This window comes from Nocardiopsis sp. CA-288880 (assembly GCF_050955985.1).
In the GTDB taxonomy this organism is placed as follows: domain Bacteria; phylum Actinomycetota; class Actinomycetes; order Streptosporangiales; family Streptosporangiaceae; genus Nocardiopsis; species Nocardiopsis tropica.
In genome coordinates this window covers 2,477,790-2,503,257 of the sequence record NZ_CP192105.1, presented here as the reverse complement: position 1 = coordinate 2,503,257, position 25,468 = coordinate 2,477,790, and the positions used below count along the sequence as shown (strand labels likewise).

General features: G+C 70.0%; 17 protein-coding genes. 11 read left to right on the top strand and 6 right to left on the bottom strand.

From position 1 onward, the window contains the following. Positions 1-165 precede the first annotated feature (165 nt). Together ACQPYD_RS10795 and ACQPYD_RS10790 are read right to left on the bottom strand one after the other, a co-directional pair. Positions 166-1,011, bottom strand: a complete 846-nt coding sequence (locus tag ACQPYD_RS10795) for an SDR family oxidoreductase (RefSeq protein WP_433700847.1) — start codon at positions 1,009-1,011, stop codon at positions 166-168. 314 nt (positions 1,012-1,325) lie between these two features. After that, the gene (locus tag ACQPYD_RS10790) at positions 1,326-1,703 is read right to left on the bottom strand and encodes an ankyrin repeat domain-containing protein (protein WP_267949317.1); all 378 of its coding nucleotides are present in this window, start codon (positions 1,701-1,703) and stop codon (positions 1,326-1,328) included. Between the two features lie 234 nt (positions 1,704-1,937). Here ACQPYD_RS10790 and ACQPYD_RS10785 point away from each other — a divergent pair, with 234 nt between their 5' ends. Further along, positions 1,938-3,383, top strand: a complete 1,446-nt coding sequence (locus ACQPYD_RS10785; protein WP_433700846.1) for an acyl-CoA synthetase — start codon at positions 1,938-1,940, stop codon at positions 3,381-3,383. Positions 3,384-3,571: 188 nt separating this feature from the next. Here ACQPYD_RS10785 and ACQPYD_RS10780 read toward each other — a convergent pair whose 3' ends face one another. Beyond that, a complete protein-coding gene (locus ACQPYD_RS10780; RefSeq protein WP_433700845.1) occupies positions 3,572-4,258 on the bottom strand; it encodes a glycoside hydrolase family 11 protein in 687 nt (228 codons plus the stop codon). 660 nt (positions 4,259-4,918) lie between these two features. Beyond that, complete coding sequence (locus ACQPYD_RS10775) at positions 4,919-6,007, bottom strand: type I restriction endonuclease (protein ID WP_433700844.1); 1,089 nt, start codon at positions 6,005-6,007, stop codon at positions 4,919-4,921. A 783-nt stretch (positions 6,008-6,790) separates the two neighbouring features. Between ACQPYD_RS10775 and ACQPYD_RS10770 the strand changes: the two genes are divergently transcribed. Together ACQPYD_RS10770 and ACQPYD_RS10765 are read left to right on the top strand one after the other, a co-directional pair. After that, positions 6,791-8,527, top strand: a complete 1,737-nt coding sequence (locus ACQPYD_RS10770) for a hypothetical protein (RefSeq protein ID WP_433700843.1) — start codon at positions 6,791-6,793, stop codon at positions 8,525-8,527. Beyond that, the gene (locus tag ACQPYD_RS10765) at positions 8,524-9,456 is read left to right on the top strand and encodes a hypothetical protein (RefSeq protein ID WP_433700842.1); all 933 of its coding nucleotides are present in this window, start codon (positions 8,524-8,526) and stop codon (positions 9,454-9,456) included. The genes ACQPYD_RS10770 and ACQPYD_RS10765 overlap by 4 nt, the downstream gene beginning before the upstream one ends. Positions 9,457-9,543: 87 nt before the next feature. Here the strand turns inward: ACQPYD_RS10765 and ACQPYD_RS10760 are convergent, their stop codons facing one another. Continuing rightward, on the bottom strand, positions 9,544-9,903 hold the full coding sequence (locus ACQPYD_RS10760; protein ID WP_433700841.1) for an MmcQ/YjbR family DNA-binding protein: 360 nt from the start codon (positions 9,901-9,903) through the stop codon (positions 9,544-9,546). A 296-nt stretch (positions 9,904-10,199) separates the two neighbouring features. On the opposite strand from ACQPYD_RS10760, the gene ACQPYD_RS10755 reads away from it, so the two are divergent. Beyond that, positions 10,200-11,258 carry a type III polyketide synthase gene (locus ACQPYD_RS10755; protein ID WP_433700840.1) on the top strand — a complete coding sequence of 353 codons (1,059 nt, stop codon included), beginning with the start codon at positions 10,200-10,202 and terminating at the stop codon, positions 11,256-11,258. A gap of 33 nt (positions 11,259-11,291) precedes the next feature. Then, positions 11,292-11,723, top strand: a complete 432-nt coding sequence (locus ACQPYD_RS10750; protein WP_433700839.1) for a nuclear transport factor 2 family protein — start codon at positions 11,292-11,294, stop codon at positions 11,721-11,723. Between the two features lie 49 nt (positions 11,724-11,772). On the opposite strand, the gene ACQPYD_RS10745 is transcribed toward ACQPYD_RS10750, so the two are convergent. Next, positions 11,773-12,792 carry a methyltransferase gene (locus ACQPYD_RS10745; protein ID WP_433700838.1) on the bottom strand — a complete coding sequence of 340 codons (1,020 nt, stop codon included), beginning with the start codon at positions 12,790-12,792 and terminating at the stop codon, positions 11,773-11,775. A 637-nt stretch (positions 12,793-13,429) separates the two neighbouring features. Between ACQPYD_RS10745 and ACQPYD_RS10740 the strand changes: the two genes are divergently transcribed. The 6 genes from ACQPYD_RS10740 (at position 13,430) to ACQPYD_RS10715 (ending at position 25,010) form a co-directional block, all read left to right on the top strand. Continuing rightward, positions 13,430-14,134 carry a class I SAM-dependent DNA methyltransferase gene (locus ACQPYD_RS10740; RefSeq protein WP_433700837.1) on the top strand — a complete coding sequence of 235 codons (705 nt, stop codon included), beginning with the start codon at positions 13,430-13,432 and terminating at the stop codon, positions 14,132-14,134. Positions 14,135-14,388: 254 nt separating this feature from the next. Further along, positions 14,389-15,426: a SagB/ThcOx family dehydrogenase gene (locus tag ACQPYD_RS10735; protein WP_433700836.1), complete on the top strand. Its 1,038-nt coding sequence runs from the start codon at positions 14,389-14,391 to the stop codon at positions 15,424-15,426. Positions 15,427-15,430: 4 nt separating this feature from the next. Next, positions 15,431-16,702 (top strand): MFS transporter, encoded by a 1,272-nt coding sequence (locus ACQPYD_RS10730; RefSeq protein ID WP_433700835.1) that lies wholly within the window; start codon positions 15,431-15,433, stop codon positions 16,700-16,702. Between the two features lie 315 nt (positions 16,703-17,017). Further along, positions 17,018-20,065 (top strand): AAA domain-containing protein, encoded by a 3,048-nt coding sequence (locus ACQPYD_RS10725; RefSeq protein WP_433700834.1) that lies wholly within the window; start codon positions 17,018-17,020, stop codon positions 20,063-20,065. Positions 20,066-20,373: 308 nt separating this feature from the next. After that, positions 20,374-22,515 carry a UvrD-helicase domain-containing protein gene (locus ACQPYD_RS10720; RefSeq protein ID WP_433700833.1) on the top strand — a complete coding sequence of 714 codons (2,142 nt, stop codon included), beginning with the start codon at positions 20,374-20,376 and terminating at the stop codon, positions 22,513-22,515. A 38-nt stretch (positions 22,516-22,553) separates the two neighbouring features. Then, a complete protein-coding gene (locus ACQPYD_RS10715; protein WP_433700832.1) occupies positions 22,554-25,010 on the top strand; it encodes a DUF262 domain-containing protein in 2,457 nt (818 codons plus the stop codon). Positions 25,011-25,468: the final 458 nt, after the last annotated feature.

Below are 25,468 nucleotides of genomic sequence, written 5' to 3'. Positions count from 1 at the left end.
GCACCCGGGTGCCAGGACACCGAGCCGACGCGGTCCCGACCGCGTCGGCTCGGCCCGTTTCCGGGGCGGGCCCGGTGCGGAGGCCGGACACGGCGAGGGTGTCGGCGACCCGGAGGGGCGGGAGCCCGCCCGGCGCCGTCCCGGGTGCGCGCCGTGGCGGGAGGGTCAGGCCTCGACCGGTGTTCCGGGGCCGATGTCGTACGCCTTCCGCACCAGGTCGGGGCGGCGTCCGTCGTTGACCCGCCGGCCCCACTGGGCGTCGACCTGTGCGCGGACCTGCGGCTCCATCTCCGCGGGGAGCAGGTGCCGGTAGCGGCGGTCCTCGCCCAGCAGCACCTCGACGGTCTTCCGGTAGACCGGCTCGGGGTCGTACTGCTCGTGCGGGAAGGCGAGTTCGGCGTAGTCGTAGAGGCGGTCGGCCGGGTCGTCGCGCCACTCCTTCCACGTCTCGAACATGGTGTCGTTGAACCCGGTGAGGAAGGGGCCCGGGTTGATCGTCGCCACCGTGACGCCGAACTCCGCGAGTTCCTGGTCCAGGGCGTCGGCGAACGCCTCCACCGCGTGCTTGGAGCCCGCGTAGGCGCCGGTGAACGGGTCGACGGTGAGGCCGGCGACCGAGGACATGAACACGATGCGCCCGCCGCGTCGGGCCGCCATCTGCCGGGCGATGCCCTGGGTGAGCAGGACGGGGCCGAAGACGTTGACCTCGAACTGGCGGCGCAGCCGCTCCTCGGGGATGTCGGCCGTGGCGCCGCCTTCGGAGACACCGGCGTTGTTGAGGAGGACCTCCACGTTCCAGGTCCAGGCCCTCTCCCGGTCGCCGGGGTCGGTCACGTCGAGCTTCTCGACCCGCAGTCCGAGGCCCCGCTCCCGGGCCTCTGCGCGCAGAACGCCGACCTGGGCGATGATCTCCACGCCCGCGATCACCTCGTGCCCGGCCGCGGCGAGCCGCAGCGCGACCACTTTGCCGAAGCCGCTGCCCGCGCCGGTGATGAGAATCGGTCCCGCCATGTCGTCGCACCTTCCCCTGCCGAGTGTCCGGCCCCTCCGGACGACGGATGCCCCCGGCCCGCCCGTACGCCGACACCGCCGTTCCCGCGGGCGCCGGCGGGATCCGGTCCCCGGGCGGCCCCGCAGGGCCACGTTAGGTCCCCGGCGCGCACGGCCCCCTCGTGGCACACGGGGGCGGAGGAAAAAGCCTTCCTCTTCCCCGGCTGCTCCCACCGGAAGGGCCCCGGTCCGGGGACCCCCGGGGAGGGGTCCGCGGACCGGGGCCCGGAGCCGGGCCCTCGCGGGCGGAGGTCAGGGGCGGTGGCCGTCCCGGATCAGGGCAGCAGGTCGGTGCGGCCGAACATCTCGGCGGCGGCACGGGCGCTCGGCGTGCCCGCGTCGAGGTCGGCCCCGGCCTCGACGAGCGCCGCGACCACACCCTCCTCCCCCTTGAACAGCGCCCCGGCCACCGGCGTCTGGTCCTTGCCGTTGCGCAGGTCCACGTCGGCGCCGCGGTTGACGAGGGACCTGACCGTCCCCTCGTGGCCGTGGTAGGCGGCGAGCATCACCAGGCTGTTGCCCTGCTCGTCCTGGGTGTCCACGGGCAGGCCGTGGTCGAGGAACTCCATGAGCTCCTGCGTCCCGCCCTCCCGGGCGAGGTCCATGGCCAGGGCGATGATCCGCCCGGTCTGCTCGGGTGAGAGTTCGTTCATGGGTTCCATGCTAGAAGCGCCCCTCCACCTCGCCCGACACGTGCTCGCCTCCGGCGCGGTGAGGGCGGCCACGCTTCCGGGGAACACTCCGCGGTCGGCGGTCGGCGGTCGGGGCCGCGTGCGCATCTCCTCCCCGGCGGGGAGGCCGCGCGGTCCCCTCCGGGGCGGTGGCGGCCGGCCGCCTGTGGTGTACTGGCTCGCGACCGGATCGGAAGCGACGGACGGGAGCGGGGCATGCTGCTGAACCCCAGTGCAGGCGAGGGGTCCGCGGTGCGGGTCGGCGAGGCGGGACTCGACCGCGAGGAGCTGTGGGCCGCTGCGGGCGCGGTGGCCCGCCGGATCTCCGGGGCCGGGGCCGTCGCCGTCCACGGGGAGGCCTCCCTGTCCACGGTCGTCGCGGTCGTCGGCGGCCTGCTCGCCGGGGTCCCCGTGGTCCCCGTGCCCGCGGACGCGGGCACCGCCGAACGCCGCCACATCGTGCGCGACTCCGGGGCCGCCCTGTGGCTGGGCGCCCCGCAGGAGGGGGTCGGCCTCCCGGTGGTGCCGGTCGACCCGGCCGAGCGCGCCCCGTTCACGGCCCCCGAGCCCCCGCCCGGGGCCGCGGCGCTGATCATGTACACCTCCGGGACCACCGGCAGGCCCAAGGGCGCCGTCCTGTCGAGGCGGGCCGTCGCCGCCGACGTGGACGCGCTCGCCGACGCCTGGGACTGGACCTCCGACGACGTCCTGGTCCACGGGCTCCCGCTGTTCCACGTGCACGGCCTGGTCCTGGGCGTGCTGGGGGCCCTGCGCGTGGGCAGCTCCCTGCTGCACACCGTCCGCCCCACCCCCGCGGCCTACGCCGCCGCGGCGCGCGGAGACCACACGGGCCCGGCGGCGCCCGCGGGCAGCGGCGCGGGGGGCAAGGGGCGCGGCACCCTGTTCTTCGGGGTGCCGACCGTGTGGTCGCGGATCGTCCGCGACGCGGACTCCGCCCGCGCCATGGCCGGTGCGCGGCTGCTCGTGTCCGGGAGCGCGGCGCTCCCCGACCCGGTGGCCGAGGGCCTGCGGGCCGCCTGCGGCCACAGCCCCGTGGAGCGGTACGGGATGACCGAGACCCTGATCACCCTGGCCGCGCGCGCCGACGCGCCCCGCCGCACCGGCTGGGTGGGGACGGCGCTGCCCGGCGTGGAGTCGCGGTTGCGCGGCGAGCACGGCGAGGAGGTCGCCCCCGACGGGGAGGCCGTCGGCGAGCTCCAGGTCCGGGGCGCCACCCTGTTCGACCGCTACCTCGGCCTGCCGGAGGCCACCGCCGCGGCGTGGACCGACGACGGCTGGTTCCGCACCGGCGACGCCGCGGTGACCGACCGGGACGGCTGGCACCGGGTGGTGGGGCGCATGTCGGTCGACATGATCAAGACCGGCGGCTACCGGGTGGGCGCCGGAGAGGTCGAGTCCGCGCTGCTCGGCCACCCCTCGGTGCGCGAGGCGGCCGTGGTGGGCGAGGCGGACGACGACCTCGGCCAGCGGATCGTCGCCTACCTGGTGGGGGACGGCGTCGACCCCGGGGCCGTCATCGACCACGTCGCCGCCCAACTGTCGGTGCACAAGCGCCCCCGCGAGGTGCGGGTGGTGGACACGCTCCCCCGCAACGCGATGGGCAAGATCCAGAAGAACCTCCTGGGCGGCGCGGCGGGCTGAGCCCCTCCCCCGCCGCCCGGAGTCGGGTGTCCGCGGGGGTGGCGCGGCGGCCGCGGTCCGCCGCGCCACCGTCGCGAGGGGCGGTGTCACAGGTACAGGGGCGCGGGGGTCCGGCGTTCAGCGGGATCCGGGGCGGGCCGTCCCCCGGGAGCGCCTGCCGTGCGGTCCCGCCCCCGCGGACCGGCCTCTCAGCCGCTGACCGCGAGGTTGGAGTTCCCGCTGCTCTGGTACCCCTCCGTCGCGAGGATCATGTAGTAGTTGAAGGCGCCCAGCCCCATGCCCGCGCGGTTCCACGCGTCGAAGTGGTTTCCGCTGGTGATGGTCCCGCCCGTCCTCCTGGACTGCCGCACGCTCCAGTACTGCGGGAACGTCCGGATGCCCTCGACGGAGGGGGCGTTGTAGCGCATCGTGCGGTAGATGTCGTACGTGCCGCCGTCGGTGTTGACCGTGCCCCGGTACTCCCCCGTGGGCCGGTAGTTCCCGTAGTTGTCGACGACGTAGTACTCCACCAGCGGGTTCGACGTCCACCCGTACAGGCACAGGTAGCCGTTGCCGGACGGGTTGAAGCTGCCCGAGTAGTTCACGTTCCTGCGGCTGCCGTTGCCCCAGCCCTTGCCGCAGACGAAGTTGCCCGTGTTCCTCCACGAGGTGCTGTAGCTGCCGCCGGAGCCCAGCGTCATGGAGACCGACCCGCCGCCGTCGGTCCAGAAGGAGTAGTAGAACCCGTTGTGGGTGCCGGTCTGGTTCTCGGTGATGGTCGTCCGGGCCAGGGCGGGTCCGGCCATCAGCCCGGGCGCTGCCACCGCCAGGGCGCCGGCGCCGCCTATGCCGATGAATCTCCTGCGGTCGAACGGGCGGACGGGGTTGTCGGTCATGGTCGCTCTCCTCTTCGTGAGGCCGGCGCGGAGCCGGGCGGCGCGGCACGAACCGGTGGGGATGACGGCGACCGGGGGCGGTCACCGCACGTCGGTGCCGTACGGCGCTGGGGGGACGGCGGATTGCCGTGACCGGCAGTATTCGTCCGCCTCCTCGGGGTTGTCAATGATTTCCGAAATGTTTCGTAAACTCATGCGCACCATGGATTGCCAAAGGTCCAGTTCAGATGGTTGTAGAAAGCGAAATCCGGATCATCCCACCAGCTACCGGCACACCGAGCCGGGACTCAGGCCCGTTTTTTCGAAATATTTCGAAACCACTTGGACTTCCTCGGCCGGGCGGTTCGGGAGAACCGGTGCGCGCGGGATCGGCGGGAACGAACAGGTGGCGACATCTCCTCACCGGGGAGAGAAGCGGCGTCGTGACCGGGGTGCCTCGCGCCGGCAGCGGACAGGGACAGATCCGGCCACGACCCGGGCCCCATGTGAGCGGGTCGTCGATCCCTCGGGCACCGGCCCGGGACAGACCGCTCCGGCCTGTCCCGGCGCAAGTCCCACGGACGGGGCCCTCCGGTCCGCACGGGAAAAGACCGCCGGACGCCCCTGGCGGTCCGGCGGTTACAGCGGCGCAGAGCCGACGCGGGAGCCGTCGGCACGACGTCAGGCCAGGTAGCTCCGCACCACCTCGCGGATCCTGTCCGCGTGGAGGTAGATGTCGTCGATCGACCCGAGCAGGTGGCGCGTCTCGTTCTTGTCCGCGTCGAAGACACCGAGGTACTTCTTCGACCGGGCGTTGAAGTGCAGGCGTGCGATCGGCCTGCGGTTGTTGTCGTCCAGGAGGATGGCGAAGTAGCTCTTGGAGTCGCGGTGGGCGATCCGCTGCGGCTTGACCTCGCTGCACGCGATCGCCTTGACGACCTGGTACCCCTCCAGCTCCTCCAGAGTGGTCTCGATACCGGTGCCGCGCTCCAGGTCCTCGTCGGCGGCCTCCCGGCTGCCGACCGCTTCCTTCTCCGCCTCCGTCTGCGGGCGGGTGGACTCCAACGCCTTCTTCAACCGCATGTTGACCTGGTCGTCGAGAAAGGCGGCAGCGGCCTCCCGGACGAGCGGTGTGAACTGCTCACGAGCCCGCTTGGTGAAGGACTTGTCGTAGACGCGGCTGGCGAAGAACTTCACCCATTCGTCCTCCGGGTCCTGGAACTCCTCGGCCAGGGTGCGCTTGATCGCACCGAGGTACTTGAGCTTCTCCGCGGCGTCGATCACGGAGTTCAGGTCGAAGGTCTCCTTCGTCAGCTTGCGCAGTTCGGGGAGCAGGCTCTCGTCGACATCACTGAAGTCGAGCACCATGAACGGCTTGGAGTCCATGCGGTTGGGCGCTTCGAGGTCGGTGTAGAACTGGTATTCCACACCGTTGGTGAGGACCGCGATCCGGGCGTTGGTAACGGAGAAGTAGCGGTAGAGCTGGGAGGCGTGCTCCACCTTCAGCTCGCCGTTCGCCTTCTTGCACTCGATGAGGATCTGCACCTCGTTGTCGCGCACGATGGCGTAGTCGACCTTCTCGCCCTTCTTCATGCCGACGTCCGCGGTGAATTCGGGAACCACCTCACGCGGGTCGAAGACGTCGTAGCCGAGAATGGTCGCGATGAAGGGCATGACGAAGGCGTTTTTCGCCGCCTCCTCCGTCTGGGTCATGTCACGCTGCTTCTGCACCTTGGAGGCGAGCGCCGACACCTTCTCTTCGAACTGCATGACACACCCTTCGTGAAATCCCGGACAAGGGAAACGACAAGAGAGAACCAGGGACCGCCGCACACGTGCGGCAGCACCTCGTCAGCCGGGAACCGGCGCCGCCGTGTCGTGCCCACCGCTCTCGACGACGGGAACGGCGGACCGTATCCGGGGCGGTTGGGGGTTCTGGTCTTGCCGCAAGCGCCTCTGGGAGAGCACGCGCACCTCCGGGGGGATGAATTGAGGAGGCGCCGTGCCCTCCTGAAGCGGCGGACACGGCACCGCGTCCGAGCCGGAAGGCAGACCCACCGGACGGACGCACACCTCTGCGACGCTCCGGACGACCAGGTGGATTACACGGGCTCGCGTCGGAGGGCCTCGGGCCACCTCGGCGTTTCCCTCCCCGGGGCTGCGCCCCGAGGCGGACGGCGCCGAACTCCCGAGGCCGAGGCAGCACTCCCAGCGCCGTGACCAGCCATAGCGACAACCGTCCGGGGTCGGATCCCGAAGACGGTGGCGGCGCAGCCCCTCGGCCGAGCCGAAGCCAACCGCCCCGAACCGGCCTGTTCCCTTCGACGAGGGCACGGCGTGCCGAAGCCGGCCTCTTCGGCACGGGATCCACACAGGCCAGCACGTTGAGGCACTGGACTGTCACACCCCGTCGCGATGATGTCGGCATGCCGAGGCGCGAAAGCACCCCGCGCCCTCTCACCCTCGATCCACCAACACTCCTTAGAGTCGCCTTGACCAAAACTCGATACAGAGTTAAGGTCCAACTGACCATTTCCTTGAACGGGGAGCCCCATGAGCGCTGTCCAGACCCCACCAGGCCGTGAGGCCTCCGAGACTCCCACTGGCGCAACCCACCACCTGTGCATCGGCACGTACGTCGACGAGGAGTTCCGCGACCTCGTCATCGACGAGGTCTGCACCGCCCCCTACCGCCGCGTCGCCCCCTCCTACGGGTTCGACCTCGTCCCGGTGATGCGCCATGCCTGGTGGGCCACTCACCTGCAGGCTCTACCCCGTCTGGCGATCGCCGCGTGCGTCCTCGTGCCCCTCGTAGGCGGACAGATCGTCTCGGTACTGCTGTCGCTGTGTGCGCTCGCCTCCCTCATACTCCTGAGGCGTGCCTGCCAGCTCTCAGTCGCGATCTCCTTCGACAGGCCGTCGCTGAGCCCGTTGTCCAAGAGGAAGAAGCCCTCCCGTGCACGCCTCTCTCCCGAAGCATGGCGAGGCAAGCGCTGGGAGAAAGCAGCCCTGCAGAAGACAGGGATGGGTCTGCTCACCATCGCGGCGGCCTGGGTCCTGCTCACAGGTTCCTTTCCCGGCCAGGCCCTGCTGTCGGCGCTCCTCTTGCTGACGGTGCCCGTCTCAGCCGTACTTGCGGGGACGCTCAGCCAGATCCGGATCAACAAGGTCAGGGAGAGCGTGGATCTACGTCCCCGATGCATCTCACCCAGGGAAAAGGCAGTTGACGCCCAACAGGACCACGCGTGCGTGGTGTACCAACGTCCGGCGCACGACAACGGCGAGGACGACGAAGAAGCCGTCTTCACGCTCTTCGGCGACGACTCCCCCTTCATCGGGGCCGGCGAACTCATCCACCAGTGGAATCCCCCGATGAGCATCCCCCTTTTGCGCCCCGGAAGCGATGAGCAGCCCCTCCACGAACGCGAGTACGAGACCCCTCCGTTTCGTGCACACGAGCTGGTGGACTACCTGCGCGGCTCCGTCGAACAGTTGCGTTGGGACCAGGAGGACGTGCGCCTTCCTGTAGAGGTGCGCGATCGCGTGTACATCGCGGAAACCGATGTCTCGATCGATCGTGAACTACTGAAGGAGCCGGTGGGCCCCGCGGCCATGCGCCGGATCATCGACGGACAGAGCGCCTCGCGACACCACTTCCTGGAGGTGAGTGTTCCCGAGGCGGGCTCCGAGCTCACCGCCACCGTCCTGCTCCAGGTGAACTTGCAGGGCCGTACGTTGAGCCTGTCCTTCGCCGCGTGCGTACTGACCCGCACACCACGAAAGTTCCAGCAGGTCAACGAATTCGGCCAGTACGGAAAAGGCGCCGTACTCCGTGCTGCACTGCGAGAGCTGATACGGCTACCGCGGTTGGTCGAGTCGTCCCCACGAGTGTTCCGCTACCCCTGGGTGCTGGCGAAGGCCCTGGTACTGCCTTCCGAGCTCACCCACTCCCCCATTCGCAATGTCCTCATCGGTACCCGCTTCAGCGTGCGCGAGCACCCCGCACAGGAGTGGCGCAAGGTGCAGTTCGAGAAGACACGGCTCTTGGGCCAGATCAAGACGATCGAGCGCAGGCTCCTTCGTGCCGCCAGCGACTTTCTCACAGCCTCGGATGTGGACACCTCCGAGTTCAACAACCGGGCGACGCAGATCGTCAACAGCGGAATCCTCAATCTGGGCGGCAACAACGAGATCTCCCACTCGTCGGTCGGCAGTAACGCCCAGACCCACAACACGGCACTCTCACAGCAGCCCCCAGCTGGCTCAACACAGAACGGAAGTGCGGCATGAACCACCACAGCGTCCCGGCGGGAAACCAGGGCATCGTCAATCAAGGCGGCAGCAACCATATGAGCGGTAACGCGGTCGGGCATGGAGCCAGCGTCACCAACACGCTCCCGCCCACCGCGCTCCCCACACCCGCCGAGGAGTCCGGCTCCACCGCGACGGACCGCTGGGACCTGGGTGTGGTGACGATCCTGCCGGTGGAGACACGGGCCGTGGTCGACGCCTTCGCACTCCGCTCGGAACGCGACAGCACGGGCCTCTACTTCCGGACCGGAACGGTGCGGGAGGGCGACCAGACCCTGCGCATCGCCGCCATGCAGACGCACAGCCCCGGACAGCGCTCGGTGATGTCGACCCTGGGACACCTGGGCAGCCGGTTCGCTCCCAAACGGTGGGTCCTGCTGGGGATCGGAGGAGGACTCGACCCCGTGGACGCCCGTATCGGGAACGTCATCGTCTCCACACGTGTCGTCTACTACGACCAGCGCAAGATCACCGAAGGCGAGTCGGTGCAGCACCGCGGGGAGGACAGGGAGGCGCCGGCCGAGATCGTCCACGCGGTCAACGCCTACTTCAGCGACCGGGGCTCTCCGGCTCCCCTGCGGGGTCAGGCGCCCGGCTACGAGACCGAGCCCTACGCGGCCCTCCCCGGGCTGATCGGCTCCGGGGAAGCCGTGATCGCGGCCCGCGACAGCGAGGTCCGCGGATACCTGAAGCACTACAACGACAAGGTCCTGGCCGTGGACATGGAGTCCGGAGGGCTCAGCCAGTACTGGCAGGAGAACTCCGTGGGCGGCAGCACCAATCCGAGCTGGCTCGTGGTCCGGGGGATCTCCGACAACGCCGACCAGAAGAAGAACGACGACAGCCACGACCTGGCCGCACGCAACGCCGCCCACGTCCTCCGTGAGCTGCTCCCCTACCTCTGCTGACCTTCGCTCGGCCCCGGCCCGCCGGGCCGGGGCCGAGAGTGCAAAGCCCTGATGAGCAGGCCGGGGCTCGGCTGCCCGAGATCCGGGTCAGGCCTCGACCAGGGTCGCCGGGGTCGGCGGAACGGTGAGCAGCTCCTCGGGCGCGGTCAGGTACCAGGCCTCCAGGGTGAGCTCGCTGAGCTCGTCCAGGTCGATCCCGTCCAGGTGGACGACCACCCAGCCGAACCCGCCGGCCGTGAACTGCACCTCGAACACCTCGGGCCGCTCGGCCACGAGCGCGGTCTGCTCCAGCAGGGTCTGCTTCAGCCCCACGGTGGCGGTGTCCGGCCACAGGTAGCCGAACGGCTTGCCGCGCACACGGAACGTCGTGTACCGGTCCGACTCCGTGTGCTCGCACCCCGGCAGCGCTCGCACCAACCGCAGAAACCGCTCGATCTCAACACCCATGGGGTGAGACAACCACATCCCACCGACACCGCGCGCCCGGTGGGGGTTGGGGAACGCTCGTCCGCCCGTGCCCTGGTCCACACGGATCGGAATCCCGGCGGGCACGGCCGGCGACACAGCGGAGGCTGTCGTGGAAGGAAGCGTGTCACGGCCCTGACCAGGGGGCACACCGTGATTCTGGGTAGAGAAGTACACAAAAGGGAGGAACTGGGGCACATCCCCCGGCCGGGGCGAGCGGCGGGTACCCGGCGGGCACGGCGGTACGGCGTCCACCGGTGCGGCGAGGAGGCTTCGACATGGAAGCGGTGCAGATCAGCAGTATCGGTACGGCCCTGCCGCCCGCTGCCCTGGACCAGTCGGAGCTGCCCGGTCTGCTGCCCGCCGACCACCCCGGGGAGCGGCTTCTGCGCAGGATCCTGGCGGGTTCGGGGATCCGCAAACGCCATCTGGTGATCGACCCCCGTGTCGAGGACGGCTCACGCTGGTCCACGTCCACCCGGATGCGCCGGTTCCAGGACGAGGGCCTGCCCCTGGCGACGGAAGCGGTCGGGGAAGCGCTCGACCGGGCAGGGGTCCCTGCCGACGAGGTCGGCCTGCTGTGCCTCGTCTCCTCGACCGGCTACGGCACCCCCGGGGTCGACTCCCGGCTGCTCCGCGACCTGGGGATGCGGCCCTCCACCCGGCGGCTCGTGGTCGGCCACATGGGATGCTTCGCCGCGCTTCCCGGCCTGGCCGCGTGCGTCGACTTCGCGAGCTGCCACCCGGAACCCGCGGTGCTCCTCAGCCTCGAACTGTCCTCGCTGCACCTCCAGCCCCCGCCGTGGGACGTGGAGCAGTTCGTCATCAACTCCCTGTTCGGCGACGCGGCCGTAGCCCTGGTCGTCGAGGGGGACGCGGGCCGGCCCGCGGACCACCCCGCGCCGCTCGTGCTGGACCTGGCCTCCCACACCGACCACGGGCACGAGGAGCACATGACGTGGGAGGTGGGGGACCAGGGGTTCAGGATGGGCCTCTCCGCGGCCATCCCCGACCTGATCGCCACCAGCCTGCCCGGCCTGGTCGCCGACCTGCTCTCCCCGCACGGGCTGACCCCCGGGGACGTCGACTGGTGGGCGGTCCACCCCGGCGGCCGGCGCATCATCGAAGCCGCCGAGGAGAGCCTCTCCCTTGGCCCCGCGGCGACCCGGGCCTCCCGGCACGTCCTCCAGGAGTACGGGAACTGCTCCTCCGCCGGGCTCCCGCTCGTCATGGCCGAACTCCAGGACACCACCCCTCTGGCTCCCGGGAAGCACGGGGTCGCCATGACCTTCGGCCCCGGCCTGACCCTGTACACCGCCCTGCTCCAGGGCACGTGAACCGCGTCGCCGCACCGAACTCGGGGAGGGACCGTGCACGAGGAGACCGCGCGCCTGCGCTCGCTGTTCGACCGCTCCGACATCTGCGACCTGCTGGACGAGTTCGTCCGCCGCCTCGACGACCGGGACTTCACCGGCTACGCGGCGCTGTTCACCGAGGACGGGGTCCTCCGCATGCCGGGGAGGGAGCACCGCGGCCGCCTCGGCCTGGCCGAGTACGTGGAGGCCGACCTGGGGCACTACCACCGGACCCACCACCTGAGCGGCAACCACCGGGTGGAGGTCGACGGCGACCGCGCCACGTCCCGCTCCTCCATGCACGCCGTCCACCTGCGCAGCGCGAACGACCCCACGGACTGGTGGTCGGTCGGCGGCTGGTACGACAACACCTACCGGCGTGTGGGCACGGCCTGGCGGTTCCACACGGTGGACATCACCCCGGTCTGGCTCGGTGAGGGACCCTGAGCCCGACCGCTGCCCTCCCCGGCGGGAAGCAGTGAGCGACAGGATCGGGTCAGTGGGGCACTGCCTCGACGAGGCTGTGCGGCGAAGAGGTCGGGACGACGCGTCGGAGTTCCAGATCCGCCCCGGCCAGCAGTTCGGCGAACTGCTCCCCGGTGCGCTCCCGGCCGCCGGAGAGGACGAGCATGGACAGGTCCATGGCCTTCCCCGGGTGGGGAGCGCCGTCCGACGGCAGCACCGACTCGACAAGGAGGAGTTTCGCGTCCTCGCCCATGGCCCTTCGGCAGTTGCGCAGGATGGCGGTCGCGCGCTCGTCGGACCAGTTGTGCAGGACCCACTTCAGCACGTAGAGGTCGCCGCCCGGCGGCACCTCGCGGAAGAAGTCCCCGCCGACCACCGAACACCGGTCGGCCAGGCCCTCGTCCCGGATCCTCTCCCGGGCGGAGTCCGCGACCCCGGGGGTGTCGAAGACGACCCCGCTCGCGCCGGGCTCGCGGTGCAGGACCGCGCTCAGCAGGGCCCCTGATCCGCCCCCGACGTCGACGATGCGGGAGGCGCCCGCGAAGTCGTAGGCGTCGAGCACCGCGGGCACCGCGACCCGGGTCAGTTCCCGCATCGCCTCGTCGAACAGGCGCCCGTGTTCGGGGTGGTGTGCCATGTAGTCGTAGATGTGCTCCCCCGCGACCACGGGGAAGGTGGCCTCGCCGGTGCTCAGGCTGTGCCGGACTCCCCCCAGGACCAGGGGCGCCACCGTTCCGGCCAGTGCCAGGACGGAACGCACGGACGCCGGGTGGTCGGAGCGGAGCGGGCCGCCCGTCTCCGTCAGCTCGAAGACACCGGGCCCGGTCTCGTGGAAGAGGCCGCGGGAGGCCAGCAGCCGCATCATGCGGTGGAGGGCCCCCGGGTCGGAGTCCGTGCGCTCCGCCAGATCCTCGGACGAGCGGGGTCCCGAAGCCAGGAGGTCGGCGATGCCCAGCTCGGCCGCGATCTGCAGCGCCCGGGCGTGGACGATCTCGTCCCCCAGGTCGAGCAGGGCGTAGGCCCGCTCCTGGTCGCTCCTGTCACAGGCCACGCGTTCCCCCTGTCCCGGCCCCTCGGCACACCCGTCGGCCACCTCCGGGCTGCCACCGACTGTAGGTTCCCGCAGGTGGGGGCTCGGGTAGGGCCCGTGCGTGGCGTGTCGGTCCCGATGGGGCCCGGGGCGACCGCCCGTCCACTGCCCCTCCGGCTTCTCCGAGCCGGCGACGCGGCCACAACCGATGGGAGCATCGGCCGATGGGCTCGACCGCGCGGCGGGGGACGTCGCGGGCACAGCAGAACCGGGACCGACGCGGAGCCGCCGGTTCAGGGGACGATCCCGTCATGGGTTATGCCCTATCGGGATCTTCACAACTGTCCGGGGTCAAGTCAGGCCCATAGCGTCTTATTCCCGCCGACACCAGCCCCCTGTTTCCTTGGAAAAACTCGGCCGCATGACCCTTCTCCGGATATCACCAGTTTGGATGCACCGCCGTTCTCCCGCTGTCCGTATGTGGCCAGATCCTTGACCGAAGTTAGGGCCTACCATAATTTTTACTCAATAACCTCAGGGTTGATTTTGGAGGCCGAAGATTTCCACTCATCCCCCCTCGGCGTCTCCCCTGGAAGCCTATGAAGGGCTTGCCAGCCAATATGACGCGACATCGAGAACTTCCGACTACCACCGCTGGATGAATCTTTTCAGTGATCTCCTGAAAGAATTCGGCGCACCGGGAGAGCGACTTGTCGACCTCGGCTGCGGCACCGGAAACAGCTCTGTGGAACTCCACAAGAGCGGATACAGGGTCACCGGAGTCGACCTCTCGCCCGCGATGGTGGCGGCGGCCGAGGGCAAAGAGGAGATGCGGGGGATCGGTTTTCTCGTCGGAGGGCTGACCGACCTCCCCCTCCCGCCTTCGACATTCGATGCCGCGATCTCCGCGGGCGAGGTGTTCCACTACCTCTCGGGGGACGAGGAGCTGGACGCGGCCTTCGCCGAGGCTGCGCGGGTGCTGGTCCCCCACGGCCTCCTGATCGTGGAAGTGAACACCGAGCTGTCCTTCCGCGTGCTCTCCCAGGCTCCCAACATCCGCAGGTCCGACAACGGGTTCATCTCCTTCTCGCCGCTGGCGCCGGCCGAATTCTCCCCCGGCGAGGCCATCGACCTCGAGGTGGACTCCTTCTCGCGGGTGGCGGGCGACCTCTGGGAGCGTTCCGTCACACGGCACCGGCTGCGTCACCTGACGCACGAGCGGATCCTCGCGAGCATCGCCTCCGCCGGCCTGGAGTTCGTCTCCGTCCGCGGTTTCCACGGAGGGGCTCTGGAGGACGGCCTGGACGACGGAAGACACCCCAAGGCTCTGTACGTCGCCCGACGTACAGGTTCCGTGGCTTGACCGCGGAAATCCCCCAGTTGGAACTCCGTTCCAACAGCTAAGGAGAAGGCCATGATCAAGATCGAGCCCGTCGAAGAGCTGACCATCATCATCCAGTTCAGCCCCAGCTAGCACGCGGCCCGAGGAGGTCGGCCCCCCGGCGGGGCCGACCTCCTCCTTTTACAGGGAGCACCACTGTGAAGTACAGGTCGGTAAAACATCTCGAATGCTTCTGGGACGCATCCGGTTTCTTCGTCAAGAATCCTCTGACCAAGGTGAAAATCAGCACCGATCCGATCACCGCGAGCGTTCTCCACAGCTTTTCCGAGTTGCGTTCCGTTTCTGATGTCGCACAGGAACTGGGGCTGGACGAGGACGTCCTGGGCAGTGCGGCGTCCTCCCTTTCCTCCCTGGGATTCCTCGAATCCGAGGAGCAGGACGGGGCCGGAAGCGGCACAGACGGGTTCGACGCCTGGGCGCCCTGGGGGAGGGAGGGCCTCTCGTTCCACTTCTCCACCAGGGACGCCCCCTTCACGGAGAGCACCGACGAGATCCGGGATGAGCTCACCAAGGACCCGTCGCCTCCCCTGTTCAAGGAGTACAAGGACGCGGACAGGATTTTCCTCCCCCGGTACCAGGAAGATCCCGGCCGCTCCTACCGGGAGGTCCTCTACCGGAGGAGGACCCATCGGGACTTCGCCGACGCGCCTGTCGGACGGGAGGTCTTCTCGACCCTCATGGCGATGACCTTCGGGGTGAAGGACTTCATCGACGCCCAGCAGTTCGGCGCCCTCATGCTGCGCACCAGCCCCGCCGGCGGCGCCCGTCACGAACTGGAGGCGTACACGGTCGTCACCGGCGTAGCCGGGATCGCCCCGGGGATATACCACTACAACGTCCGGGAGCACTCCCTGGAACTGCTCAGGGAGGGCGAGTTCCGGGACAGCCTGACCCGTGCGTGCGACTCGCAGTCGGGGGTGGGCGAAGCGCCCTTCTCCGTGGTCCTGACCGCGGTGGTCCCACGCCTGAGCTTCAAGTACCGGCATCCCCGCGCCTACCGGGTCATGCTGATGAACTCCGGGCACCTCGGCCAGACCTTCGTCCTGACGGCGACGGCGCTGGGGCTGGGCTCCTTCCAGACCGCGGCCTTCAACGACTCGGCCGTCGAGGAGCTGCTGGGCGTCGACGGGGTCCGGGAGACCGCGCTGTACGTCCTCTCCGCAGGTGTCCCCGCCGTGGACGCCAACGGGGACGCGGTCCTCTCACACCCGCCGATGAGTCTGGAGGGCTCCCGGAAGGCCAGGTTCGAGTAGGCGCATGGACATCGACTCCTCGCAGACCAGGGGCGATCCGCCGGCGGTGGGGCTGGGGGGAGCCTTCCACCGCTTCTGGGCCGGACACACGTCGGCCAATCTCGGCGACGGCGTCCTCCTGACCCTCTTCCCGCTCATGGCCGCCGCCCTGACCTCCGACCCCCTCGCGGTCTCGATGCTGACCGCGGCGGCCTACACCCCCTGGCTGCTGTTCGGCCTCCACGCCGGGGCGCTGATCGACCGGATCGACAAGCGCCGCGCCATGGTCGTCGGCAACCTCCTGCGCTGCGTGCTGCTCGGGGTGCTCGCGGTGCTCTCCTGGTTCGGCCCGGTCCCCGTCTGGGGGCTGTGCCTCTTCGTCCTCGCCCTGGCGGTCTGCGAGGTCTTCCACGACGGCTCGGCCCGGGCGCTGCTCCCCGCGCTGGTCGCGCGGAACCTCCTGATCAGGGCCAACAGCCGCCTGCAGGGGACGCGTGTGGTGGCCTCGGACTTCCTCGGCGGCCCGATCGCGGGCCTGCTGTTCGCCCTCTCCACGGGGACGGCTCTGCTGTTCAACGCGGGGGCCTACCTGGTGGGGGCGCTGTTCCTGCTCTCCGCGGCCGTCGCGGCCCGTTCCCTCGGCGGGGAGGGGAAGGACGAGGACGAACGGGCCCCGGATGCGCCTCGCGCCTCGCTGACCCGCGAGGCGCTGGACGGGCTCCGGTTCGTCAGGGAGGACCGCGTCCAACGGGGGTTCGCCGTGGCCGCCGCCTTCTCCGGGTTCGCCACCGGCGGGGTGTCGGCCATCCTGGTGCTCTACGTGACCCGGACCCTCGACGTCCCGGAAGCGCTGTTCGGGGTCTACACGATGCTGTCCGCGGTGGGCGCGCTCGCGGCCTCGTTCCTGTGCGCCCCGCTGGGGCGGTGGTGCGGCCACGGGCCCCTGCTCATCGTCGCCCACGTCCTCGGAGGCGGGGTCCTGCTGACCATGGGGCTCTTCCCCCACATTGTCGTGGGAGCCCTCGCACTCGGCGTGTTCGGCCTGGCGGCGACGACGATCTCCGTGAGCGCCGCCTCCATCCTCCAGGCGGTGACGCCGATGCCGATCCTGGGGCGCGCGTCCATGGCCCGCATGCTCCTCGCCCAGGCCTCCGTCCTCCTGGGGGTCTTCACCGGCGGCCTGTTGGGAGGGTTCGGGCTCCACGTGCCGTTCGTCGCCGGAGGGGCCCTGCTCCTGGCGGCGCCCCTGGTGTTCGGCCGCGTGTTCCGGGAGGGGGCGAGGCGCGCCGCAGTGTGACCGGCCCCGGCCGGGGGCCGAGGGGTCTCTCCGCGCCCTGGCCGGTGCTGGATCCGGACGCGGGCCATGACTACCGGGGGTCCACGAATACCCGGACCGGTGCCTGAGCCGTTCCCCCTCTCAGTCGCGGCACACGGAATACTGGCGCCCGCCAACGCCTCCGGCCCTGCTGAGAACGCCGCCATGAGGAAGAACCCTCGACGCGGCCGAACGCGGAGCGTACTCTCCGAACCGGGGAACCTCCGGAACGTCACCGGCCTCGGGCATACTCCTGAACGCTGGTTCCCTCCGTGCCAACGATCCCGAAAGGGTCTTGTGACTTCCCCGAGCACACTCCCCGAACCCGCCGACCAGTTCATCACCGCGATCGAGAACGAGGTCAAGGCGGTCCTCGCCGACAAGGCCTCCGGCAAGGACCATGTGTCCCTCAAAGGAGGGAAGAAAGTCCGATCCGGCGGCGACGGCACCCCGTACGAATACCACTTCACCTGCGACAAGTGGAAGAAGTCCTTGGACTCCGACCACGTGCTGGTCCGCCCGTCCAGGTCCCGGGGCAGCTGGCACCGGGCCTCGGCACGACGACAGCCCCAGAACAAGATCCTCGTCACGACCGATGCCGACCTGGGCGACCACCCCGGAAACGTCATGCTCCGCGAGGACGAGACCCGCTCGCTCAGGTCGCTGGCGGACCGGATCAGTGACAGCGGGCAGAATCCCGGTCCGGTCAACACGACCACGGCCGGGTGGATCGTCGGCCTGGGCGCCCCACGGGTGGCACGTGCAGCCCGCCCCCACACCCTCATCGCCGGATACTCCGATCTGCCCCTGAACCAGGAGCAGCGCCGGGGTGTGGAACAAGCGCTCGGCAGCGACATCACCTTCGTCTGGGGGCCGCCCGGCACGGGAAAGACAGAAGTGGTGTCGCACATCGCCGAGGGTGCCTACCGTCTCGGTGAGCGGGTGCTCTTCCTCGCGCCGACCAAGGTCGCGGTCGACCAGGCCCTGGAACGCATGTGCGAGCTCCTGGAGGGGGAGGAGGACTTCGCGCGGGGCCTGGTCCAGCGAGCCGGGGAGATCGAGGTGGCTTCGCTCCGCGAGCGTTTCGGTTCGGTGATCGATGCCGAGATGATCGCCGGCCGGTTGGGCGAGAAGCTGTCCACCCGGGCGCAGGAGTTGGAGGATCTCCTCGGACTCACCCGCGAGCAGAAGTCGGTCCATGAGCGGGCGGCCCTTGCGAAGTCGGCACTGGCCCACGCCCGTTCAGTGGAGCGGACGGCTACAGGTGAGGCGTCCCGTTTCCATGCGGAGGCGACCCGCGCGCGAGCGGACCTGCGGCAGGTGGACGAGAGTATCCGGCAGCTCGGTACCCCCTCTGGCTTTTTGGCCCGCCGCAAAGCCGCTCAGATCGCTGCTCTGACGGAACGCCGACAGGTTCTGTGCCAGGAGTCGGAGGGGGCCGCACAGGGCTTCGCCACGGCTGAGGCCAGAGCTGAAGAGGCCACCGACAAGGTTCGGGCACTCGACCGTGCCTGGAAATCGGCCGCCGAGGCAGTGCAGGGACTGCCGTCGGCGTCGGAGCTCGACGAGACGATCCAGAGGGCCGGTTCCGAGCTCGACAGTGTCAACAAGGAACGGGCACGGCTCCTCGAAACGATCCGCTCGACGTGTCGGGTGATGGGTACGACGCTTGCCAAGGCCCTGCAGTCGAACCGCCTCCTGGACCAGGTGGACACGGTGATCATCGACGAGGCCGGCATGGTCAACCTGCCCTCGGCCTGGTGTGCCGCCGGGCTCGCCGGCAAGCGGGTGGTGGTGGCCGGGGACTTCCGGCAGCTTCCCGCAATCACGCAGGGAAAGGGTTCCTCCGCGTTGAAGCCCGAGGCGAAGGTCCACGCGGAGCGGTGGATGGACCGGGACGCCTTCCACGCCGCGGGCCTGATCGACTCCGCCGGGACGGTGAAGGAGGACCCGCGCCTGGTCAGCCTAGGGGTCCAGTACCGGATGCGTCCCGGCATCTGCGAGGTCGTCAACGAGGTCGCCTATCCCGACGCCCCGCTGGCCACCGGGCGCCCTGATGACTCCCGCCTGCCGGTCTCCCCCCTCCTGGAACGCTCCGTGGTCCTGGTGGACACGTCGTCCCGCCGGATCCCGCTCCGGGGCTGGAAGAAACACCTGTCGAACCCGGTGCACGAGGCCGTCATCCACGAACTGGTCCGCGGCCTCCAGTTCGACTCGGTACTGCCGGCGCGCAAGAACCAGGAGCCGGGTTCGCCCGCTGAGCTGATGGCGGTGATCTCCCCCTATCGTGACCAGGTCAACCACCTGCGGAGCAGCCTGAAGCTCCGCTTCGGGGAGGAGTACGAAGGGCTGGCCGACACCGTGCACCGGTTCCAGGGCAGCCAGCGCCCCCTCGTCATCCTGGACACCGTGGCCGGTTCAGGGGAGAAGCCCGGCAACTTCTACGAGGGCACAGGCCTGGCCTCGGACACCACCCGCCTGCTCAACGTGGCGTTGAGCCGGGCCCAGGACCACCTGGTGGTGGTGGCCGACGTCGAGTACCTCCGAAAGCACGTGAAGCCCGGCAGCGAGGCCCTGCACATGCTCGCCGTACTGGAGAACACGGCGCAGCGCATCCCGGTCGGCGACCTCATCCCCATCCGCAGCGCCGACGAGCTCGGCGGGCTGAGCGAGGAAGAACTCGGCCGACCGGCGTTCTTCCCCGCCGACGAGGTCGAGAAGGCCGTGGAATGGGACATCCGCGAAGCTTCGAAGAGCATCGAGATCTTCTCCCCCTTCCTCAACGTCCAGCCGGTGAACCGCTGGCTCAAACGCCTGTCCCCACGCGTGGAGCAGGGGGTGCGGGTCATCGTCAGCACACGCCCTCCGAGCGATTCCCGGCAGGACGACGGCGAACGCCAGGAGCGTCTGATCCGCGACCTGCGCGGGAAGGGGTGTGAGATCGCCCTGCGGCCGCGCATGCACGAGAAGGTGATGATCCTCGACGACACCGTCCTCTGGCACGGATCGCTCAACCTGCTCGCCAGCCCCGGCGCCACGGATCTGATGATGCGCCTGACGGACCCCGGGGCGTGCGCGCGCGTCCGAAAGATCGTGGAGGCCGCCCAGCAGGACAAAGAGCTGAAACCGTGGAAGGGCTGGCAGCCCGCAGCCGGCGCAGAGGGGACGTCGTACGGCCCCGTCCCCGAGGTCGGCAAGGTGGTGAACAACCGCTTGTACCTCAACGTGCCCAAGCCGGAGAAGGAGGACGCCAAACGGGCGGTCAAGGCGAGGTGGCACAAGGAGGTCGGCCTCTGGTGGGTCCACCCCGACACCCCTCGGGAGAAGCTCACCCGCTGGCTGTGAACCCGGTTGCGCCCGTACCCCGGCCCGGGTACGGGCGCAACCGGCGGTCCGGGCTGTCTCACACCCCTTCCAGGGGCCCGTCCGGACCCATGAGGTCCTCGAAGTGGGCGACCCGCGCGAGGATGACGGGCCGTCGTCAGGTGGAGCTCCGCCGAGATTGGCCGGATGTGGCCCCGGGTCGGGAAATCGGTACCCGGTGCCGTGAATCCTGTTACGGAGGTGACACGAGTCCCTATCCTGGTGGCACCAACCCCTCCCAAGGACTCCCTCCCCTCCCCTCCCCCATCCCCTGTCCCGGAAAGGCTTCCGTGCCCCAGCTCGCGATCGCCAAGGACTTCCTCAACACGTACGCGGCTCTGGACAAGAAACTCCGCAAAGCCGTCGACGAGGCCTTGGACAAGTTCGCCGACACCTACTATGCCGGCGGCCACCTGGAGAAGGTCACCGACAGCCGCGACCCGCGTTGGCGGACGCTGCGTGTCAACCAGGGCTACCGCGGCGTTGTGCTCGCCCCCGACTCGGGCGACGTCTTCCTCCTGGTCACCGTGCTCCCGCATGACGAGGCCTACCGCTACATCCGCAACCGGCGGCCGTCGGTCAACCGTGCCCTGGGCGTGCTGGAGTTCCGGGACGAGTCGGGGCTCCACACCATGAGCACCGCGCTCGCGCCGGTGGCCGCGGCCTCGGGCGCCACCCTGTTCGACGATGTCCCGGACAAGCACTTCGCCCAGCTCGGCATCGACGAGCACACCATCCGCATCGCGCGGCTGCTGCCGGACGAGAACCATCTCGACGCGCTCGGCCCCATACTGCCCCGGGCCCAACACGACGCCCTGACCGCTCTGGCCTCCGGCATGTCCCCCGACGAGGCCTGGGCGCAGCTGAGCCGGGACCTCGTGGAGGAGGTCGCGGAGCGAGGCGTCGACCCCGACGACCTGGTCTCGGCGATCCGGCGCAGCCCCGACCAGGCGGTGTTCGTGGAGGGGCCCGAGGAACTCCGCGACCTGTTGGCGCACCCCTTCGACGTGTGGCGGACCTTCCTGCACCCCCGGCAGGAGCGCATCGCCCGCCGGGACGGCTACGCGGGACCGGCCATGGTGACCGGTGGCGCGGGGACCGGCAAGACGGTGACCGCGCTCCACCGGGTCTCCCACCTGGCCGGCCGATACGCCCCAGGCGGCACCGGAGAGCAGCTCCCGCTGATCGCCGACGCCCCCGTCCCCCGGCAACCGATCCTGCTCACCACCTTCACCACCACACTCGACGCCGCGCTGCGCAACCAGCTCGAACTGCTGGTCAAGGACACAGCGCGCCGGAACCTGGTCGACGTGCGCAACCTGGACAAGATCGCCCACCAGGTGGTGCGTCAGGTGCACGGGCGACTCGACTTCCCGTCCTTCCGCGACCTCGCCGCCCAGTGGGACACCCACGCCAAGGGCCTCGACGTGTCCGGGCGGTTCCTGCTGGAGGAGTGGGACCACGTCATCCTCGCCCAGGACCTGCGCACCGAACGCGACTACCTGGGGGCCCGCCGACGCGGCCGGGGACGCGGGGGCCGGTTGGGGGTCGAACAGAAACGCCAGGTGTGGAAAGCGGTCCTGGCAGCCACCGAGGAGATGCGCGCCGCCGGCCAGTGGACGTTCACGTGGTTGGCCGCCGAGGCCGCCGACATCCTGAACCGCACCGGGGCGCGGCCCTACCGACACGTCGTGGTCGACGAGTCCCAGGACCTGCACCCGGCCAAGTGGCGGCTGGTCCGCGCGCTGGCCCCCGAAGGGCCGGACGACCTGTTCATCGCGGGCGACCCGCACCAGCGCATCTACGACCACCACGTGTCCATGGCAGCGGTGGGGATCAACGTGCGCGGACGCAGCCACCGGCTGACCGTGAGCTACCGCAGTACCTGGGAAATCCTGTCCTGGGCGGTACGGGTACTCGGCACCGCCCCCGTGGAGGGGTTCGACGGGGTGCGCTCGCACCTGGCCGACTACACGTCGCCGCTGCGCGGCCGCACCCCGGTGCTGCGGGCACATCCCACCGAGGCGGAGGAGTTCGCCGACCTGGCGCGGGTGGTGTCGGAGTGGCTGGAGGCGGGGGTGGAGCCCGGCACGATCGCCGTCGCCGCCCGTACCGACGCCTTGGTACGCCAGGTGAGGGAGAGCCTCGGGACCGCGGGGATCGCCACCTGCGGCCTTGCCCAGGACTCCGGGGTGCGGGTGGGCACCATGCACTCCATGAAGGGGCTGGAGTTCCGGTGCGTGGCCGTGGTCGCCGCCGGGAGGCAGCACCTGCCCCAGGACTCGGCGGTCACCGATGTGTCCGAGGACCCGGTGGCGCACGCCCACGACCTCCAGCGCGAACGCAACCTGTTGTTCGTCGCCTCCACCCGGGCCCGGGACACCCTGCACGTGTCCTACTCCGGTGAGCCCAGCCCGTTCCTCCCCAAGTAAGCCCCGCCCCCTGTCCGCCCGTTCGAGATTGCGGAGATATGCAGGCCAACGAAACCACCTTCCGGAACATGGTCGAGGGCACCAAGCAGTTCCAGGTGCCGCTCTACCAGCGCCCCTACTCCTGGGGCAGGGACGAGCTGGAACGGCTCTGGGACGACCTCACCGAACAGGTCGACCGCGACGGGGAGGCACGCTCGTCCCGTTCGGCCGGACACTTCCTGGGCTCGGTGGTGCTCGCGCCCGGCTCCTCCTCGGCGAGCACGCTGACCCGCTGGCTGGTCATCGACGGCCAGCAGCGACTCACCTCCCTCTCCATCGCGCTCGCGGCCATCCGCGACCGGCTGCGCGAGGTGGAGGAGCTCGAGGAGGGCGACCCCAGTGGCGCGGACCGGATCAACGACGTCTACCTGGTGAACAAGTACAACAAGGGCACCGACAAGTACCGTCTCGCCCCAACCCAGGCCGACCGGGCCTCCTTCGGGGCCATCGTCAACGGCCGCACCGACGCGGGCAGCGACGACAGGGTGGGGTTCGCCTACAACTACTTCTCGCGCAAGGTCGGCCGGTACTCCGAGGAGGAGCTCCTCGGGCTCGAGGAGACCATCGGCCACCGGCTCAGCCTGGTGGACATCCAGGCGGAGGCGGGCGACAACGTCTTCCGGATCTTCGAGTCCCTGAACAACACCGGCAAGGGGCTCAGCCAGACGGACCTGTTGCGCAACTACGTCTTCATGCTGCTTCCGGAGACCGGGGAGGAGGTGTACGACGAGGTATGGCTGCCGATGCAGGAGGAGCTGGGCCCGGAGACCCTGGAGACCCTGGCCTGGCTCGACCTGGTGCTGCGCGGGGACGAGCGGGCCAAGCAGAGCGAGGTGTACCACGGGCAGAAGGAGCGCCTGGAGCAGGTGTCCCACACCGGCGGTGAGACCGCCCTGCGCGGCGAGGTGGAGCACCTGTGGCGGCTGGGGCAGCTGCTCCAGCGCGTCCTCGATCCCGGCTTCGAAGGCGACCCGGAGTTGGCCGAGGTCCTGGCCCGGCTCGAATCCTGGGGGAACAAGATCTACCGCCCGCTGGCGCTGCACCTGATGGTGCTGCGCGACCAGGGGCACACCGACACCGACGAGCTCATCCGGGCGCTCGGCTACGTGGAGAGCTTCCTGGTCCGGCGCATGATCGCCGGGGTCCCGACCCAGGGGCTCAACAGGATCTTCATGTCCTCGCCCAAGGAGATCCAGCCCGGCGGCTCGGTCGCCGACTCCGTGCACCGCTACCTGTCGGACCCCCGGCGGCGCTGGCCGTCCGACAGGGCGCTGCGCGAGGCCGTGGCACAGCGCAACTTCTACTGGTCGGGCCAGGCCCTGCAGCGCACCTTCGTGCTGCGCAGGCTGGAGGAGGCCTTCGAATCGCCCGAGCCGGTGGACTTCAGCAGGGCCAAGGTCAGCATCGAGCACGTCATGCCGCAGAGCATGACCGAGGAGTGGTACGAGGTCCTGCGCAAGCAGACCGACCCAGACGAGACCGAGAACGAGCTGCACGGCCGCCTGCTGCACACCTTGGGCAATCTGACCCTGACCGCGCAGAACTCCAAACTGTCCAACCACATGTTCGAGCGCAAGCAGAAGATCTTCCGGTCCAGCGGCCTGAGCATGAACCGCCGGATCGCGGACGCCCCCAGTTGGGGCAGGCCGGAGATCGAGGAGCGCGCCGCCCTCCTCGGCGACCACGCCTGCGCGCTGTGGCCCGCGCCCTCAGCCTTTGGCGCGCACGAGCCGGAGGAGATCGGCGAGGACCTCGCCCAACAGCTCGAACACGCGCTGGCGATGCTGGCGGCCGATCGCTGGACCACGCACCGTGAACTCGCGGTACTTGTCGGGGCCAAGACGGCGACCGTGGCCCGGCACCTGACCGCGTACCCCGGCACGACCCACGGGGACCGGGTCTTCTCCGACGCGGGAGCGGCTGCGGAGGCCGGTTCGGCGCACGAGGCCTTCGTCCCCGCGGCCGCACTGGCCGAGCTGGTGGGTCTCGAGGTGAACGAGTTCGTCGAGCGGGAGCGACGGTTCCACGCACTGCTCCTGGAGAACCAGCAGCCCGAGGTGGTGCGGGCGACCCAGGCCCTGATGGACGGGTGGGCCGCCGCCGGGGGTGACCTGGTGTGGGGCGTGGGCGTCGAGACCAGCTGCTCCCTGTTCGCCTGGGACGAGAGCGCGAACGCCGACTGGCGCTGGGCCCTCGTTCTGTACCCGGTGTCGGGACGCGGTGAGGTGGTCTTCCAGCACATGGCGCGCCGTCCGCCGTTCGACGACGTGACCCTGCGCAGGGAGCTGCTGCACAGGTTCAACGCGGTCCCCGGCATCGACCTGCCCGAGGACTCACTGAACCGGCGGCCGAGCTTCCCCCTGGAGGTGCTCGTGGACGACGGAAGGCCACAGGTGCACGAGGTACTGCTGTGGTTCCGTGCGCGTTGCCAGGACTGGCTGAACCAGCAGTTGTGAGCCCGGCCGGTCGTCGCACCCCGGGGTAGGTGCGTCGGCCCGCCCGGGCTCGCGGTCAGGCGCCGATCCGGCGCGGGGACCCGTCGACACGATCTGTGCCGACGGGTCTTTTCGTTGGTCCTCGGAGGTTCGTTGGATCCACCACCGCGGCGCCTCGTCGCCGAGCCCGCCGAGGGGTGCCGTCCCGGCTCCGCCGCACCCAAGGGTCCGCGCTCGGGCCGCCGTGGCCCGCCGTCCCGTATCCGGCACCGTGCTCGCCCCCGGCCGGCACCGCCTCTTCCTGTCGGCGGGCGGTGGGCGCCGTGCAGTCGGCCGGTGCGCGCGGCGTCGGCGCCGTGTCGGCGCGCGGAACGCCTACCGTCCGCTGACATGTCTGACCTGCGGTGATCGGCGGCGGGCACACGTGACCCCTCGCGTTTACCCGCTTTACCACCCGTTGAACCATCGACTTCCGACCT